Source organism: Roseibium sp. AWQ4_254, assembly GCF_056161025.1.
Window position 1 is genome coordinate 63,089 of sequence record NZ_JBSWYH010000017.1, and the last position, 15,392, is coordinate 78,480.

At 58.7% G+C, this 15,392-nt stretch carries 14 protein-coding genes and 1 pseudogene; 13 read left to right on the forward strand and 2 right to left on the reverse strand.

Annotated elements, in window-relative coordinates:
* Positions 1-7 precede the first annotated feature (7 nt).
* The 6 genes from ACXAIC_RS14355 (at position 8) to ACXAIC_RS14380 (ending at position 5,463) form a co-directional block, all read left to right on the forward strand.
* Positions 8-2,005, forward strand: a complete 1,998-nt coding sequence (locus ACXAIC_RS14355) for a methylmalonyl-CoA mutase family protein (protein ID WP_475180341.1) — start codon at positions 8-10, stop codon at positions 2,003-2,005.
* 123 nt (positions 2,006-2,128) lie between these two features.
* Positions 2,129-2,506: a hypothetical protein gene (locus tag ACXAIC_RS14360; RefSeq protein ID WP_475180344.1), complete on the forward strand. Its 378-nt coding sequence runs from the start codon at positions 2,129-2,131 to the stop codon at positions 2,504-2,506.
* Positions 2,507-2,775: 269 nt separating this feature from the next.
* Positions 2,776-3,750 (forward strand): sodium-dependent bicarbonate transport family permease, encoded by a 975-nt coding sequence (locus ACXAIC_RS14365; RefSeq protein ID WP_475180348.1) that lies wholly within the window; start codon positions 2,776-2,778, stop codon positions 3,748-3,750.
* Between the two features lie 4 nt (positions 3,751-3,754).
* Positions 3,755-4,066 carry a DUF3240 family protein gene (locus ACXAIC_RS14370; protein WP_475180352.1) on the forward strand — a complete coding sequence of 104 codons (312 nt, stop codon included), beginning with the start codon at positions 3,755-3,757 and terminating at the stop codon, positions 4,064-4,066.
* A gap of 132 nt (positions 4,067-4,198) precedes the next feature.
* Positions 4,199-4,876 (forward strand): carbonic anhydrase, encoded by a 678-nt coding sequence (locus ACXAIC_RS14375; RefSeq protein ID WP_475180554.1) that lies wholly within the window; start codon positions 4,199-4,201, stop codon positions 4,874-4,876.
* A 68-nt stretch (positions 4,877-4,944) separates the two neighbouring features.
* Positions 4,945-5,463: a DinB family protein gene (locus ACXAIC_RS14380; protein WP_475180356.1), complete on the forward strand. Its 519-nt coding sequence runs from the start codon at positions 4,945-4,947 to the stop codon at positions 5,461-5,463.
* A 363-nt stretch (positions 5,464-5,826) separates the two neighbouring features.
* Here ACXAIC_RS14380 and ACXAIC_RS14385 read toward each other — a convergent pair whose 3' ends face one another.
* Positions 5,827-6,621, reverse strand: coding sequence for a MipA/OmpV family protein (locus ACXAIC_RS14385; protein WP_475180358.1), 795 nt, complete (start codon positions 6,619-6,621; stop codon positions 5,827-5,829).
* Between the two features lie 125 nt (positions 6,622-6,746).
* On the opposite strand from ACXAIC_RS14385, the gene ACXAIC_RS14390 reads away from it, so the two are divergent.
* Positions 6,747-7,373, forward strand: coding sequence for a TetR/AcrR family transcriptional regulator (locus tag ACXAIC_RS14390; protein ID WP_475180363.1), 627 nt, complete (start codon positions 6,747-6,749; stop codon positions 7,371-7,373).
* A gap of 358 nt (positions 7,374-7,731) precedes the next feature.
* Complete coding sequence (locus ACXAIC_RS14395; protein ID WP_475180369.1) at positions 7,732-10,524, forward strand: bifunctional aconitate hydratase 2/2-methylisocitrate dehydratase; 2,793 nt, start codon at positions 7,732-7,734, stop codon at positions 10,522-10,524.
* A 198-nt stretch (positions 10,525-10,722) separates the two neighbouring features.
* Here ACXAIC_RS14395 and tnpB read toward each other — a convergent pair whose 3' ends face one another.
* Complete coding sequence (gene tnpB / locus ACXAIC_RS14400) at positions 10,723-11,136, reverse strand: IS66 family insertion sequence element accessory protein TnpB (RefSeq protein WP_475180373.1); 414 nt, start codon at positions 11,134-11,136, stop codon at positions 10,723-10,725.
* Positions 11,137-11,481: 345 nt separating this feature from the next.
* Between tnpB and ACXAIC_RS14405 the strand changes: the two genes are divergently transcribed.
* The 5 genes and pseudogenes from ACXAIC_RS14405 to ACXAIC_RS14425 all read left to right on the forward strand — a co-directional run bounded on the left by ACXAIC_RS14405 (position 11,482) and on the right by ACXAIC_RS14425 (position 15,391).
* Positions 11,482-11,772 (forward strand): DUF4189 domain-containing protein, encoded by a 291-nt coding sequence (locus ACXAIC_RS14405; protein WP_475180557.1) that lies wholly within the window; start codon positions 11,482-11,484, stop codon positions 11,770-11,772.
* 393 nt (positions 11,773-12,165) lie between these two features.
* Positions 12,166-12,708, forward strand: a pseudogene (locus ACXAIC_RS14410) (transposase family protein); the annotation flags it as partial.
* A gap of 284 nt (positions 12,709-12,992) precedes the next feature.
* Positions 12,993-13,640: a helix-turn-helix domain-containing protein gene (locus ACXAIC_RS14415; protein ID WP_475180377.1), complete on the forward strand. Its 648-nt coding sequence runs from the start codon at positions 12,993-12,995 to the stop codon at positions 13,638-13,640.
* A 132-nt stretch (positions 13,641-13,772) separates the two neighbouring features.
* Entirely contained in the window at positions 13,773-14,660 is an 888-nt protein-coding gene (locus ACXAIC_RS14420) for a class II glutamine amidotransferase (RefSeq protein ID WP_475180383.1), read from the forward strand.
* A 2-nt stretch (positions 14,661-14,662) separates the two neighbouring features.
* On the forward strand, positions 14,663-15,391 hold the full coding sequence (locus ACXAIC_RS14425; RefSeq protein WP_475180389.1) for a protein GlxC: 729 nt from the start codon (positions 14,663-14,665) through the stop codon (positions 15,389-15,391).
* Position 15,392: the final 1 nt, after the last annotated feature.

Genomic DNA, 15,392 nt, shown 5'->3' on the forward strand with positions numbered 1-15,392 from the left:
GACGGGCATGACCCAGAAGGATGAGACAGCACGGGAGCGGGACCGTCCGTGGATCTTCCGGACCTATGCGGGCCATTCCACAGCGGCAGAATCCAACAAGCTCTACCGTGGCAATCTTGCCAAGGGTCAGACCGGGCTGTCCGTTGCCTTCGACCTGCCGACCCAGACCGGCTATGACCCGGATGACCTGCTGGCGAAAGGGGAAGTTGGCAAGGTTGGTGTGCCGGTTGCGCATCTGGGCGACATGCGCGCACTTTTCAAGGACATTCCGCTGGAGCGGATGAACACCTCCATGACCATCAACGCGACGGCCCCCTGGCTGTTGTCGCTTTATATCGCCGCTGCCGATGAACAGGGGGCCGACCGGTCATTGCTTGCAGGGACCACGCAAAACGACATCATCAAGGAATATCTGTCCAGGGGCACCTATGTGTTTCCGCCGGCGCCGTCCCTCAAGCTGACAACGGATGTGATTGCCTGGACCTATTCCAATATGCCGAAATGGAACCCGATGAATGTGTGTTCCTATCACTTGCAGGAAGCAGGGGCGACACCGGTTCAGGAACTGTCTTTCGCATTGGCAACGGCCGTCGCGATCCTGGATTCCATGAAGGCCGGCAAAGCCATTCCAGAGGAAGACTTTCCGAAGGCGGTCGGTCGGATTTCGTTTTTTGTCAATGCGGGCATGCGCTTTGTCACAGAGCTCTGCAAGATGCGCGCCTTCACCGAGCTTTGGGATGAGATCTGCCGGGAACGCTATCAGGTGGAAGAGGAACGCTACCGGCGTTTCCGCTACGGGGTGCAGGTCAATTCGCTGGGCCTGACAGAGCCCCAGCCGGAAAACAACGTCTACCGCATCCTGATCGAAATGCTGGCGGTGGTCCTGTCGAAAAACGCTCGGGCGCGGGCGGTGCAGTTGCCAGCCTGGAATGAGGCGCTCGGTCTGCCGCGTCCCTTTGACCAGCAATGGTCACTGCGCATGCAGCAGATCGTGGCCTATGAGACGGACCTTCTGGACTATGGCGATATTTTTGACGGCTCCACAGAGATCACCCGCAAGGTTGAGGCTCTTAAGGAGGAGGCCCGCGCGGAGCTGGCCCGGATCGATGCCATGGGCGGTGCGGTGGCCGCAATTGACTCAAGCTATATGAAACGCCAGCTTGTGGAGGCGAATTCGGCCCGGCTGGCCGCCATCGAGGCGGGAGATCAGGTTGTGGTCGGGGTCAACCGCTGGACCGAGACCGAGCCGTCGCCTCTTGGGGCGGGCGAAGACGGGGCCATTCTTACGGTGCCGGAGCATGTGGAGGCGGAGGCTGTCGGCAGGATCAAGGCCTGGCGGGAGGGCCGTGACGAGGAGGCGGTCTCAAGCGCGCTTGACCAGTTGGCATCTGCCGCCAAGGAGGGCCGCAACATCATGGAACCGTCCATTGCAGCGGCCAAGGCCGGGGCGACCACGGGGGAGTGGGGGCGGATCCTGCGGGAGGTGTTTGGCGAATACCGGGCCCCGACCGGGGTCGGTCAGGCCGCACGCGACGAGGCCGGAGACTTGGGCACGGTACGCGCCGGGGTTGAGCAGGTGTCCGGGGCCTTGGGCCGCCGGCTCAAGTTTCTGGTCGGCAAGCCCGGGCTGGACGGTCATTCCAATGGAGCGGAGCAGATCGCTGTACGCGCCCGGGATTGCGGTATGGAAGTGGTCTATGAGGGGATCCGGCTGACCCCTGCCCAGATCGTCAATGCAGCGATTGAGGAAGATGTCCACGTCATTGGCTTGTCGATCCTGTCCGGGTCCCATCTGGCGCTGGTGCGCGATGTGGTGGACCGGCTGCGGGCGGCTGGTGCGCAGGATATTCCTGTTGTGGTGGGCGGCATCATTCCCGATGAGGATGCCACAAAGCTCACTGCCATGGGCGTTGCTGCCGTCTATACACCGAAAGACTTTCAGCTGACCGATATCATGGCTGATGTCGTCAGAATCGTCGCCCGTGCCAATGAAAAGGCGGCTTGATTTTCTGAAGTGTTCTGTTTGAAAACAGCGGGTTAACTTAACGTAAACATTTATTAACGCTTTGTCGAGATCCTTGAGCCGTTCCGCCAGAAGGCGGTGTTCTGTGATGGCCAGGAGGCCCATATGGCGACGATCGACAGGCCGCAAACGGCCCAGGTCGTGGCGCATGCGACAGAGTATCCAGCGGACAAGGACGGTGATGGCACCGGCTACGACCGCAAACACAAGCGTAACAGCGCGCAGCGCCCCGACGCAGAGACCGGACCGGAAGAAGACGGACCGGCCGTGTTTTTCGATACGAGACACCCTGACACCCATGCCCTTGATGGCGTGGCCGCCTACCGTGCGGCTGCGATTAAGGCGCTTGAACCGGGCATCGATCACGGACCGGTGCGTCCGATGACAGGCAAGATGGAGGGCATGCAGCCGGAGGAGATCCGTCATGCCTATGAAGATCATGGCGAGGAGCCGGTCCCCCACGCGCTTAATGTGGCAACCTAGGACGTGCCGCGTTCAAATGGTTTCAAACCGTTTTGTCTTTTGCTTTGAAATCTCTGATCTCAGGCAGTGAAAGGCCCATCCGGTGACGCGCGATTTGGCTCAAGAGCGGACTATTGCCTTGAACTGCCCTGAAAGGGCTCCCATATGGGCGCGGATACGCATTTTCACGTAAAGGCTTGCGTGGGGATGATGTGTCCAGCCGCGGGATGGGTGGCTTTTGGAACAGGCAAGAAGGGGCTGGGCAGGTCTTGGCAGAAACGATTTTATCATTGGCGGCAGAAAATCTGCTGTCGCCGATCATCCTCTTTTTTGCGCTCGGCCTCGGGGCCGCACTGGTGCGCTCGGATCTGTCCGTGCCAGAGGCTGCCGCAAAGGCGCTGTCGATTTATCTGCTGTTTGCCATCGGCTTCAAGGGCGGTGTCAGTGTCAGTGCCCATGGGATCGATGCAACGCTGTTGCTGGCGCTCCTGGCCGGGGTGGTCCTGTCTTTTGTGCTTCCCTTTGCTGCCTTTTGCCTGCTGCGCGGCATGACCCGGCTTGGTGCTGTGGATGCGGCAGCGGTTGCGGGCCATTACGGCTCGATTTCCATTGTGACCTTTGTTGCGGCCACATCGGTTCTGCAAAGCCAGGGCATTGCCAGCGAAGGATATCTGGTGGCGGTTGCCGCAGCCATGGAGGCGCCGGCCATCCTCTCCGCACTATGGCTGGCGGCCAAATTCTCAGCACCGGACGCCAATGAGGCGCGCTCGCGCGACTCCAAGGGCCTTTTGCGTGAGATTCTGCTCAACGGATCCATCGTCCTTCTTGTGGGCTCGTTCTTCATCGGCTTTTTGTCTGGTCCCAAGGGCCTGTCGGACATTGAGAGTTTCATCGTGTCCCCGTTCAAGGGCGTGTTGTGCCTGTTCCTTCTGGACATGGGTCTTGTGGCGGGCCGGGGGCTGCGCAGCAGTGCGGGGCTCTTGCGGCCGGGCTTGATCCTGTTTGGTCTGTTGATGCCGATGACCGGCGCCCTTGCCGGGCTGCTCGCGGGCAGCCTGATCGGCCTGTCCGTTGGCGGCACTCTGCTCCTGATGACCTTAAGCGCTTCTGCGTCCTATATCGCGGTTCCGGCTGCCATGCGTGTTGCCTTGCCGGAGGCAAACCCGTCAATTTACCTGACAATGTCGCTCGGGATCACCTTTCCGTTCAACCTGACCCTGGGCATTCCGCTTTATCTGAGCCTTGCCAAGGCCGTGGGAGGATAAGTCCATGGAAATGAAAGATGCCAAGCGGGTGGAAATCATCATCGAAGCCCCGATGGAGACACGGCTGACCGATGCGCTGGAAGAGGCGGGTGTCACCGGGTTCACCATCTTGCCGGTCATGGGCGGCAGCGGCCGGTCCGGGCGCTGGAGCCGGGAAGGCCAAGTGTCCCGCGCTGGCGGCATGGTGGCGATCATCTGCCTTATCCGGCCGGAACGGCTGGATGGACTTCTGGAAGCTGCGTTCTCGGTTGTGGACCGCCATATCGGGGTCGTCAGCGTGTCGGATTGCGCGATCCTGCGGGCGGAACGGTTCTGACCAAGGCGGCGGAGGCGCTTCTTTTGGCCGCTACGGCGGCTGCCCTTAAACGCGTTGGCCAGCTTGCATTCATTCCGGCAGGTGCTAAGAACCTCCTAATCTCCGGCATGGGCCGGCAGAGTAGGAGACGCGCTGTTGAAATTTCCCAAGCCGCTTCTGGACGGCTATGTCCGGTATCTGAACAAGGGCTTCGTCCGTTACAAGGAAACCCATGAGCGCCTCGCGGTCTATGGGCAGACACCGGAAGTTTTGGTGATTTCGTGCTGCGACAGCCGAGTAACGCCGGAAGGGATCTTTCACGCGGGGCCGGGCGAATTGTTCGTGGTGCGCAACGTGGCCAATCTGGTGCCGCCTTATGAGGATACCGCAGGCCAGCACGGCACCAGCGCGGCGATCGAGTTTGCAGTCAACAGCCTTAAGGTCAAACATATCGTGGTGCTGGGCCACGGCCAGTGCGGCGGCGTGATGGCGTTCCGCCAGAATGCCAATGCACCCATGGCCACGGGTGAATTTATAGGCCGCTGGATCAAGCTCCTGGAGCCGGCGGCCATCGCCATGGCCTGTATGCCGATAGACAAGGCCGACGACCCGCAGCTGGCCATGGAATATGCGGGCATCCGTCAATCCCTGAAAAACCTGCTGACCTTCCCTTTTGTCGACACGGCTGTCGAAGAGGGAGGCCTGATGCTGCACGGGGCCTGGTTCGATATCGGCTCCGGGGAATTGCGCCTGATGGACCCGGACAGCCAGCGGTTTGAAAAGGCGGCTTCCGGCGCTGAAGAAGCGGACGGGGATGCCGCCGCAACCTGACCAGATCCTGCTCCTGAACCTGGGAGCAGACCTTTCAAGAAAGGCCCTCCATGTCAGCAGATCCTGTAATGTATCAACGTCTTGCCGCGTATAATGCCTGGATGACGGACAAGGTCTATGCGGCGGCGTCCCAGATGAGCGATGCACAGCGCAAGGAAGACAGGGGCGCATTTTTCAAATCCGTCCATTCCACGCTGAACCATCTGCTTTTTGGCGACCGGACGTGGCTTGGCCGGTTTACGGGCAAGGCGTATGAGGTCAAAGGCATGGGCGTTGACATTTACGATGCGTTTGATGACTTGCGCGTTGCCCATAAGGAGATCAGCCAGGACATCGTCACCTTCACGGGCGGTCTGTCGCCGGACTGGCTGGCGGCAGACATGAGCTGGAGCCGGAGTGCTGACGGGCTCACGCGCACGCGGCCGCGCTGGCTGCTTCTTACCCATATGTTCAATCACCAGACCCATCACCGGGGTCAGCTGTCGACTCTGCTCACCCAGGCGGGCGCAGATATCGGCGTGACGGATCTGCCCTTCATGCCGGATCTGGTGGAGGCGTGGGGGGACTATACCAACGTCAATAGATAGAAACCCATCTGATTGCGCTGGTCCGGATTGGCCGGCAAGGCGCTTTGCGCAGGACGGCCTGGTTGGTCGTTCAAGCGGCGCAACGCAGTCCGGCGGGCCGGAGCAGGCCACCGAGGCCGTGTTTGAGGACTGTTCAGCTGCGTCCCAGGTTTTGAACGATAAACCATATCGCCCTGCAACCTGCTCCTTGCCGAACAGTCCCCAAACACAGTCAGATCGGTTCCTATCTATTGAGGTTGGTATCAGATCACGCCCAGCAAGAAACGGCCTTCGCATGACCTCTTTGCTGCCGATTTGCGTTCAATGGCCAGATGCATCGTGCGGCCCGGTCTGGTTGGCCGGTCAAGCGGTGCCCGGTGGCCTTTACCAGCGGTACCACAGAAACAGCCCACCCTGGGCGGAGGCCGCCTGACCACGTTCGTCCACAATGGGACTGTCGGCAAAGTCCCCTAGCAGAAGGGAGCCTCCGGCTAAGCCTCCAAGGCCCCAGTTTTCGGTCACCGCGTATCGTGAAGTCACGCTAAGCGAAATATCCCGGAACCCGGCATCGGCTTCATAGGTGTTGAGGCCGCTGGCGGCGGAACTTTCCGAGCCGACCGAATAATAGGTATCGGCATAGGTGCCATCCACGAAGGTGGTGGCAAGGTCTATGCCCAGAGCCAGCCTTCGGGTGGCGTTGAGTTCATACCCGACGCTGAACGTGGCCGTTGTGCCGCTGTCGCCCATCACGTCATGCGCGATCTCGATGCGGGCGCCGATCTTGTCCCGCTGCAGCATGAGCCCGTCATAGCCCGCTCCAAAGGCACCGCCGACCCAAAGTTCCGAGTCTACTTCCGGCAGTTTTTTCAACACCTTGTCAGAGAGGTCCTTGCGTCCGCCGCCGTAGGCGACGAGGGGACCGGCGTAAAACTGGTCGAATGGCAGAATGTTGGCTGTCGCCTTTGGCCCAGTTATTTTCAGAAAATACGGCCCTTTCTGGATCGTGCCGATGACGATTGGCAGGGCGGTGTAGTCAGAAGAGCCAAGAAATTCCGGGGCTGCAAGGGCCCCTGCCCCCACAAGGACGCTCCAGTCCTTGCGTTCGTCTGCAAGGGCGGCGGAACTTAAAAGGCATTGGCTTGCAAAGAATGAGGCTCGAACATAACACTGGGGCCGCATGAAAGCATCCTATGGCTCGTGGAGAGTTGAATGTTGACAGTGTCAATATGCGGTTGTGCGTGCGGTCCGTCAAGTGTTGACGGTGTCTATTTTATGCGGGGCATGACGAGGGGAGGGCTTGGCCGTTGGGCGAAGCGGGTTATCATCACGGCAATCTGAAACAGGCCTTGATTGAGGCTGGGCTGGACATTTTGAAAGAAAAAGGCCTGTCAGGCCTAACCCTGCGGGCCTGTGCGGCCCGTGCCGGGGTGTCCCATGGGGCGCCGAAGAACCATTTCTGCTCCCTGGCGGTTCTCCATGCGGCCATTGTGGCGCAGGGCTTCTATATGTTTGCCGGGAAAATGACGGAAAATATTCCGGCAGTGCAAAATGACGGTGCGGCATATGTTCTGGCGGTTGCCCGGGGATATGTGGCGTTTGCCGACGAAAATCCGGACCTGTTCCGGCTGATGTTTTCCTTGGAGCGGGAGGTGGAGCTCTATCCGGAGCTGGAGCCGGCCGCCCGGGCTGCCTATGATGTGTTGCGCGATATGTGCCGCTGGATCGACTTCGGCACGGCCGGGACGGCGCAGGAGCGGCTGGCGAAGGAAACCATGCTGTGGAGCTGGATCCATGGCTATGCTTCCTTGCGCATCAATGGCCAGTTCTACAAGGCGCACCGGGAAATCGGGCGGAATCCGGAGCTGGAGGAAATCTTGCTGGATCTCACATACCGGGCTACGCCCTTGCCACCGGTGGATGAAGAGGTCTGAGGGGCCTTCGTTGGCGGGACTTCAAACCGCAGGTTTTCAAGGAAGCCTGCCGTCACGGGGCGCGCCTTCAAGGGGGCAGTCTGATTTTGCAACTTTGTAAGAAAGTCGGCGTATCCTGCCCCTTCCTGGATTTCGGCCTTCCAGGGAAGCCCTGAAGCCAGACGAGAGGGGCGGGACCATGCGTGGGCTCAAGACGCCGGACGGGGAAATCTGGGAAAAGGCGGCCCCCTCGCACGGCCGGTGTCTTGCATTTGACACCTTTTTAGTATACGGCCGCATACAATCATAGCGACCGGGGCGCCGAGAGGAGGCAATCCGGGGCTGAAGCGTCGCGAAACACTAGTTGGTAGGGAAAGCCATGAGCCTGTACTCAGCTTACTTGGATGAGATCGAAAGCCGCAAGGAGCAGGGGCTGCACCCCAAGCCGATTGACGACGGCGCGCTGCTGAAGGAGCTGATTGCGCAGATCAAGGAACCGGGCAACGAGCATCGCGAAGCGTCTCTCAACTATTTCATTTACAACACCTTGCCCGGCACTACGAGCGCGGCGGGCGAAAAGGCAGCGTTTCTGAAAGAGATCATTCTGGGCACGGCCGAGGTTGCTGAAATCACGCCCGCCTTTGCCTTTGAGCTTCTCTCCCACATGAAGGGCGGCCCGTCCGTGGAAGTCCTGCTGGATCTGGCCCTGGGAGAAGATGCGGCCATTGCCAAGGATGCTGCCGACGTTCTGAAGACCCAGGTCTTCCTTTATGAGGCGGATACAGACCGGTTGAAAGCGGCTTTTGAAGCGGGCAATCCGGTTGCGAAAGACATCCTGGAGAGCTACGCGAAGGCCGAGTTCTTCACCAAGCTCCCCAATGTGGACGAAGAGATCAAGGTGGTGACCTATGTTGCTGCCGAGGGGGATATCTCCACCGACCTTCTGTCCCCGGGCAATCAGGCCCACTCCCGCTCCGACCGGGAACTTCACGGCAAGTGCATGATCTCTCCGGAAGCACAGGCGGAGATCCGTGAGCTGCAGAAACAGCATCCGGACAAGCGCGTCATGCTGATCGCTGAAAAGGGCACTATGGGCGTTGGCTCCTCGCGCATGTCCGGCGTCAACAACGTCGCGCTGTGGACCGGCAAGCAGGCCAGCCCCTATGTGCCCTTTGTCAATATCGCCCCGGTGGTCGCCGGAACCAACGGCATTTCCCCGATCTTCCTGACCACCGTGGGGGTGACCGGTGGCATCGGCATTGACCTTAAAAACTGGGTCAAGAAGCTGGATAGCGAGGGCAACCCGATCCTCAACAATGATGGCAACCCGGTTCTGGAGCAGAAATACTCCGTTGAAACCGGCACGGTTCTGACCATCAATACCAAGGACAAGAAGCTTTACAGCGCAGCAGGCGACGAAGAGCTGGTTGATGTTTCGGCCTCGTTCACACCTCAAAAGCTGGAATTCATCAAGGCTGGCGGGTCCTACGCGATTGTCTTCGGCAAGAAGCTGCAGACGATTGCTTCCGATATTCTCGGCATTGAGCTGAAATCCGCCTTTGCCCCGTCCAAGGAAATCTCCCTTGAGGGCCAGGGGCTGACGGCGGTTGAAAAGATCTTCAATGCCAATGCGCTCGGTGTTGCGCCGGGCACGGTTCTGCATGCGGGGTCCGATGTCCGCGTCAAGGTGAACATTGTCGGCTCCCAGGACACGACCGGTCTGATGACCTCTCAAGAGCTGGAATCCATGGCCGCGACCGTGCTGTCGCCGACCGTGGACGGGGCGTATCAGTCCGGCTGTCACACGGCTTCGGTCTGGGACCTGAAAGCCCAGGCGAACACGCCCAAGCTGATGGCCTTCATGCACAAATTCGGCCTGATCACCGCCCGCGACCCCAAGGGCGTCTATCATTCCATGACCGACGTGATCCACAAGGTGCTGAACGACATCACCGTGGATGACTGGGCCATCATCATCGGCGGGGATTCCCATACGCGCATGTCCAAGGGTGTGGCGTTCGGAGCCGATTCCGGCACCGTTGCGCTGGCTTTGGCGACCGGGGAGGCGACCATGCCGATCCCCGAATCCGTGAAGGTCACCTTCAAGGGCAAGATGGCCGATCACATGGACTTCCGCGATGTGGTCCACGCCACCCAGGCCCAGATGCTGAAACAGTTCGGCGACAACGTCTTCCAGGGCCGGATCATCGAGGTTCACATTGGAACGCTGCTCGCCGACCAGGCCTTCACCTTCACTGACTGGACGGCTGAAATGAAGGCAAAGGCCTCCATCTGCATTTCCGAGGACGCGACTTTGATCGAGTCTCTGGAAATCGCCAAGAGCCGGATCCAGACCATGATTGAAAAGGGCATGGACAACGAGCAAAAGATGCTTCAGGGCCTGGTCGACATTGCCGAAAGGCGCATTGCCCAGATCAAGTCCGGCGAAAAGCCGGCGCTGGCGCCGGATGCCAACGCCAAATATTTCGCCGAAGTTGTTGTTGATCTGGACGAGATTTCCGAGCCGATGATCGCCGACCCGGATGTCAACAATCCGGATGTGTCCAAGCGCTACACCCACGACACGATCCGGCCGATTTCCTATTACGGCGCGGAGAAAAAGGTTGATCTCGGGTTTGTCGGCTCCTGCATGGTGCACAAGGGCGACATGAAGATCGTCGCCCAGATGCTGCGCAATTTGGAAGGCCAGAATGGCAGCGTCGAGTTCAAGGCGCCGCTGGTCGTGGCCGCCCCGACATACAACATCATTGACGAGCTGAAGGAAGAAGGGGATTGGGAAGTCCTGCAGAAATATTCCGGCTTTGAATTTGATGATCTGGCGCCCAAAAGCACCGCCCGCGTGGACTATGAGAACATTCTCTATCTGGAGCGTCCGGGCTGTAACCTTTGCATGGGCAACCAGGAAAAGGCGGCCAAGGGCGATACGGTTCTGGCCACGTCCACGCGCCTCTTCAAGGGGCGTGTGGTGGAGGATTCCGCCGACAAGAAAGGCGAATCCCTGCTCGCCTCAACCCCGGTTGTGGTGCTCTCGGCCATTTTGGGCCGGACCCCGACAGTGGATGAATACAAGACCGCCGTCGACGGCATCGACCTGACCAAATTCGCCCCGCCGCTGCAAAAGCCGCTGGATACGAAGTCGGTTCACTTCTGATCCCTGTGGCCTGATGGGCCGCAAGCGACCTGAAGAGTGGAAGGGGGCACCGGGTGCCCCCTTTTTGGTTGGGAGGCGGCGGTTCAGTGTTTTTGACTTGAACCCCGGAGAGGAGGGAGCGATCGTCAAAGGCTGCCTTCGGTTGCGAGAAATGTGCTATAGGGTGAGCGTTTGGTGAGCTCCACTCGGATCGGCGCGTCATCGTCCTGTTACGCTCATGTTTGAGCGTATCGGCAGGGCATCATTTCGTGTTCCGTGTGCCCGCGACGGCCAGATGAACCGGCCCCGTTCCGGGCGATTGGAGAACAGGCAAGCCCCTTGCCTGTCCCACCAAATCACCTTGATCAGATCGCAGCGCCGACCACGGCAGACGAATAGATGACCCAAATATGGATCTCGGTGCAAAACCGTATCGGTCAACGCCGACAGACCGACAACCCCCTTCCGCATGCCAATTAAGCCAGCCGCCAACCAGACCTTCGCATTTGCGCGAACCGGGATCATCGGCTTCGACCGCGTAGTAAACCCGAGTCTTAGAAACGATCTCACGCTTCTCGTCATCAGACCAATGCTGGTGCTTGCGACGCTTGCTTGCCATCGATATACCCACATAGTGCCCACCAAAGATAGTAGGCACCATCAGCCCGCCATCTCCAAAAGGATCGCATCAGATTTTGGATTGAGACAAGGTCCGAGACGCCGGACGGTTACCCCGCGCACCTGGATGGAGGAGCTCAAGGCTTACATCGAAAGTCAGCGGACGCGGCGTTTATCACATGGCGGTAGAAACAGTCGCCTTGATTACCGGCTTCACACAAAAAGCTACATAAAAAATCTTTGAAATTGACATTGGTCTTCTCTCGCTTAGATTGAGATCGTTTATAAAGCTATCTGAACTAGATCTCGTTTCACTACACAACTAATCGGGAGATTTGATTGTTAAGATTGTTCTTATTTATGTCTTGTTTGTGTCTAGCAACAGCAGCGACGAATTTAAGTGTCTCGCTAGCCTCGGAGAGATCTAAGAAAGTCTGTGCCAAAAGGGAAAAAGATAAATCAATACAAAAGGGATATTACGCGTTCGCTATTAGTTCCGATAGGGAGCATTGTGGGTGGAGCTGGGGACGAGATTCTGTACGACATGCAGAACTAACGGCTTTAAGAAGCTGCAAGCAGTTCAAAGGAAATGCGTGCAAAGTCGTTCACAGTGGTTGCAAACCGCATTTAACCAACACGTGCACCAAGTGATCTCACTGTGACAAAAGGCTGCGCCTAATGATTTGGGCACACTGATATCTACGTCTGCGGGCTGGATAATGAAGAAACTAGTGTCGGCAGAGGTACTCGAACGTTAATCGATCAGAGTACCGAGATACTATTGTTAAGCTGTGACAGGAGGGGCAGCTCAGAAAACCAACACAATTTTTCGTGGTGGTATCTGAACATAACGATCGTGAGCTTCCCCCATACCCCCTCCTGCACATCTGAAGCACGCGCTGTGCAACATAGTTGTCGCAGAAGCAGAGTTGATCGGATGGCGGCCTGTAAATAGGGGCAGGGTACTGCCTTATCGAGTAGCTAAAAATGTTTAGTCCCGAAGTGTGATGGAGTAGCAATGTGTCATCACCGACATGAGGGATTATGGGCCAGCTACTTCACGGATCCGCCGCGACTACGCACGCTGTAAGAGCAGCAATACAGCGATCGCAAGCTTCGATCGCGGAGCTGAGTCGAACCTATGGTCTGAACCCCAAGACAGTCGCAAAGTGGAAAAAGAGAGATGGTGTGGTCGACGTTCCGATGGGGCCGAAGGAGCCACGATCAACTGTTCTCAGCAAGGAAGAGGAGGCCCTGGCGATTACCTTCCAGCGCCAAACGTTGCTTCCGCTTGATGATTGCCTCTACGCGCTACAGGCCACGATCCCACACTTGACGCGATCCACGTTGCATCGTCTGTTTCAGCGCCACGGCATCAGTAGGTTGCCCGATGTCGAGGGATCGAAGCCCAGGAAGAAGTTCAAGACCTATCCCATTGGGTATTTCCACATAGATATCGCCGAGGTGTGGACCGAAGAAGGCAAGCTCTACATGCTTGTCGCCATCGACCGCACAAGCAAGTTCGCTTTCGCCGAGTTGCACGAGCGCGTGACCAGGCGTATCGCCGGAGATTTCCTGCACAGGATGAATTCGTACGCGTCGTCAATGGCGATCAGCGGGTCTTTTGAGAATTTCCGCTGCACTTCCCCGTCAGTTCCTATTGGGCAGATTGGTTTGATTGCTTCAGGTCGTGACTTTGGCTCATCATTGCCATCAAGGAGAAAATGGTGAACCGACTTGCCTTCGGTTGAACGCGACACGCTGCAAACTGAAGGATAGGCCAAAGGACGTAAGACAGGCCGGTTTCGGTGCAGGTGATGCTGTGGCATGTGGTATCTCCTTCAGGTGATGACCCAGGAAAAAGGCGCGACATGACGCAAAAGCCTAAAGAGATCGAGACCGCCCTCAGCCAGGACCCGCATGCAGTGCGCGAGTTGCGCGAGAAGAATCTCGAGGTGGCCATCGGGCGGCAAGTGCGGGAGTTGCGCAAACGCCAGCGCATGACCGGGGCGGATCTTGCGGCGCATACAGGCCTGTCCGTCGGCATGCTGTCCAAAATCGAAAACGGCCTGATCTCGCCCTCGCTCACGACCTTGCAGACCCTGGCCAATGCCTTGCGTGTGCCGCTGGTGCAACTTTTTTCCGGCTTCGAGGAACAGCGCGGCGCCATGCATGTGAAGGCGGGCAAGGGGGTCGAAATCGAGCGGGCCGGGACCCGGGCGGGCCATCAATACAGCCTGCTGGGCCATATCGGCTCCAATGCGTCGGGGGTGGTGGTCGAGCCTTACCTGATCACGCTGACCAGCGAGAGCGACCGGTTCCCGACCTTTCAGCATGAGGGAATCGAGATGCTCTACATGCTGGAAGGCGAGGTGCAATACCGCCATGGCGACCAGCTCTATCTTCTGGAGCCGGGGGACTCGCTTCTCTTTGATGCGGACGCGCCCCATGGTCCGGAAGTGCTGATCAAACTGCCGGCCATGTTCCTGTCGATCATCACCTATCCGCAACGGAAATAGGTGCTTTTTCACCGGCTTGCGCGTGCGGAAAAATTTTTTACAAACACGAAATTTATTTTCTTGATAAGAAAATATTCTTCTGGTTAGTTGTGCTCCCGAGGCGATCCCGTCTGACAATCAACGGAGACAGCTATGTGTGGCATTGTTGGCCTGTTCCTCAAGAAGGACGCATTGCACCCGAAGCTGGGTGATATGCTGACCGACATGCTGATCACCATGACCGATCGCGGCCCGGATTCAGCGGGCATTGCGATCTATGGTGACGAGGGCAGCGGACTGAAGGTGACCGTCCAGTCGGACAGCCCCGATGCAAGCTTTGACGGCCTTGGCGAGGCGCTTGGCGCTGCCTTGAATGTGCCGGTCGAGATCAAGATCAAGGACAGCCATGCGGTGCTGACCGTGCCGAAAGACACCGGTGAGGGGGCTGTGGCTTTTCTGGAGGACAAGGGCCTGCGCATCATGGGGGTGGGCGAGGCCATGGAGATCTTCAAGGATGTGGGCCTGCCGGAATCCGTGGCCGAGCGTTTTGGTCTGCGCGCCATGGGCGGCACCCACGGCATCGGCCATACGCGCATGGCAACGGAATCGGCAGTGACCACGCTGGGCGCCCACCCGTTTTCGACTGCCAGTGACCAGTGCCTGGTCCATAATGGGTCCCTGTCCAACCACAACCGGATGCGCCGGGTGCTCACCCGCAAGGGCTTTGCGCCCAAGACGGAAAACGACACTGAGGTTGCCGCTTGCTACATCTCCTCGCGGATTGCCGAAGGGGCGGATCTGGGCGAGGCGCTTGAGGGCACGCTGGAAGATCTGGACGGCTTCTTCACTTTTGTGACCGGCACCAAGAACGGCTTTGGCGTGGTGCGCGATCCGATTGCCTGCAAACCGGCGGTGATGGCTGAAACGGAAGACTATGTCGCCTTTGCCTCCGAATACCGCGCCTTTGCGGACCTGCCGGGCATTGAGACTGCACGTGTCTGGGAGCCGGAGCCGGCAACCGTCTATTTCTGGGAGCGTTGAACATGACCGCTGCTGATCAAGTATCCTCCGGCCAGGATTCGGCTGGCACACAGACAATCGACATGGCGGCCACTAGCCTGCGAGAGCTGAATGCCGCGCTGCAGGGCCAGGCTTCCGGCACCAATCAGGGCTCCTGGGTGATCGAGAACCCGCGCGGCAGCCATGCGGTGGCCGTCGGCCTGGACGCCCCCATAGACGTGACCGTGAAGGGCTCCACCGGCTATTACTGCGCGGGCATGAACAAGCAGGCCACCGTGCATGTGACCGGCTCTGCCGGTCCGGGCGTTGCGGAAAACATGATGTCCGGCACGGTCATCATCGAAGGCGATGCCAGCCAGTATGCCGGGGCCACCGGCCATGGAGGCCTTCTGGTGATCAAGGGCAATGCCTCCTCGCGCTGCGGGATTTCCATGAAGGGCATCGACATCGTGGTCCATGGCAATATCGGCCACATGTCTGCTTTCATGGCCCAGAAGGGCAACCTTGTGGTGTTGGGTGATGCGGGCGATGCGCTTGGCGACTCCCTTTATGAAGCCCGGCTGTTCGTGCGTGGCTCCGTCAAGAGTCTCGGGGCGGATTGCATTGAAAAGGATATGCGCCCGGAACATCTGGAGATCCTTAAAGACCTTCTGGAGCGCGCCGGAGCTGACGCGCGGCCCGAAGAGTTCAAGCGCTACGGCTCGGCCCGGAAGCTCTACAACTTCGACATCGACCACGCCGGCGACTATTAAG

What these genes read in the sequence shown, in the direction of transcription:
- ACXAIC_RS14355 (WP_475180341.1), top strand. Translation starts at nt 8, where the DNA reads ATGACCCAGAAGGATGAGACAGCACGGGAGCGGGACCGTCCGTGGATC.
- ACXAIC_RS14360 (WP_475180344.1), top strand. Translation starts at nt 2,129, where the DNA reads ATGGCGACGATCGACAGGCCGCAAACGGCCCAGGTCGTGGCGCATGCG.
- ACXAIC_RS14370 (WP_475180352.1), top strand. Translation starts at nt 3,755, where the DNA reads ATGGAAATGAAAGATGCCAAGCGGGTGGAAATCATCATCGAAGCCCCG.
- ACXAIC_RS14380 (WP_475180356.1), top strand. Translation starts at nt 4,945, where the DNA reads ATGTATCAACGTCTTGCCGCGTATAATGCCTGGATGACGGACAAGGTC.
- ACXAIC_RS14385 (WP_475180358.1), bottom strand. Translation starts at nt 6,621, where the DNA reads ATGCGGCCCCAGTGTTATGTTCGAGCCTCATTCTTTGCAAGCCAATGC.
- ACXAIC_RS14395 (WP_475180369.1), top strand. Translation starts at nt 7,732, where the DNA reads ATGAGCCTGTACTCAGCTTACTTGGATGAGATCGAAAGCCGCAAGGAG.
- tnpB (WP_475180373.1), bottom strand. Translation starts at nt 11,136, where the DNA reads ATGTGGGTATATCGATGGCAAGCAAGCGTCGCAAGCACCAGCATTGGT.
- ACXAIC_RS14405 (WP_475180557.1), top strand. Translation starts at nt 11,482, where the DNA reads ATGTCTTGTTTGTGTCTAGCAACAGCAGCGACGAATTTAAGTGTCTCG.
- ACXAIC_RS14415 (WP_475180377.1), top strand. Translation starts at nt 12,993, where the DNA reads ATGACGCAAAAGCCTAAAGAGATCGAGACCGCCCTCAGCCAGGACCCG.
- ACXAIC_RS14420 (WP_475180383.1), top strand. Translation starts at nt 13,773, where the DNA reads ATGTGTGGCATTGTTGGCCTGTTCCTCAAGAAGGACGCATTGCACCCG.
- ACXAIC_RS14425 (WP_475180389.1), top strand. Translation starts at nt 14,663, where the DNA reads ATGACCGCTGCTGATCAAGTATCCTCCGGCCAGGATTCGGCTGGCACA.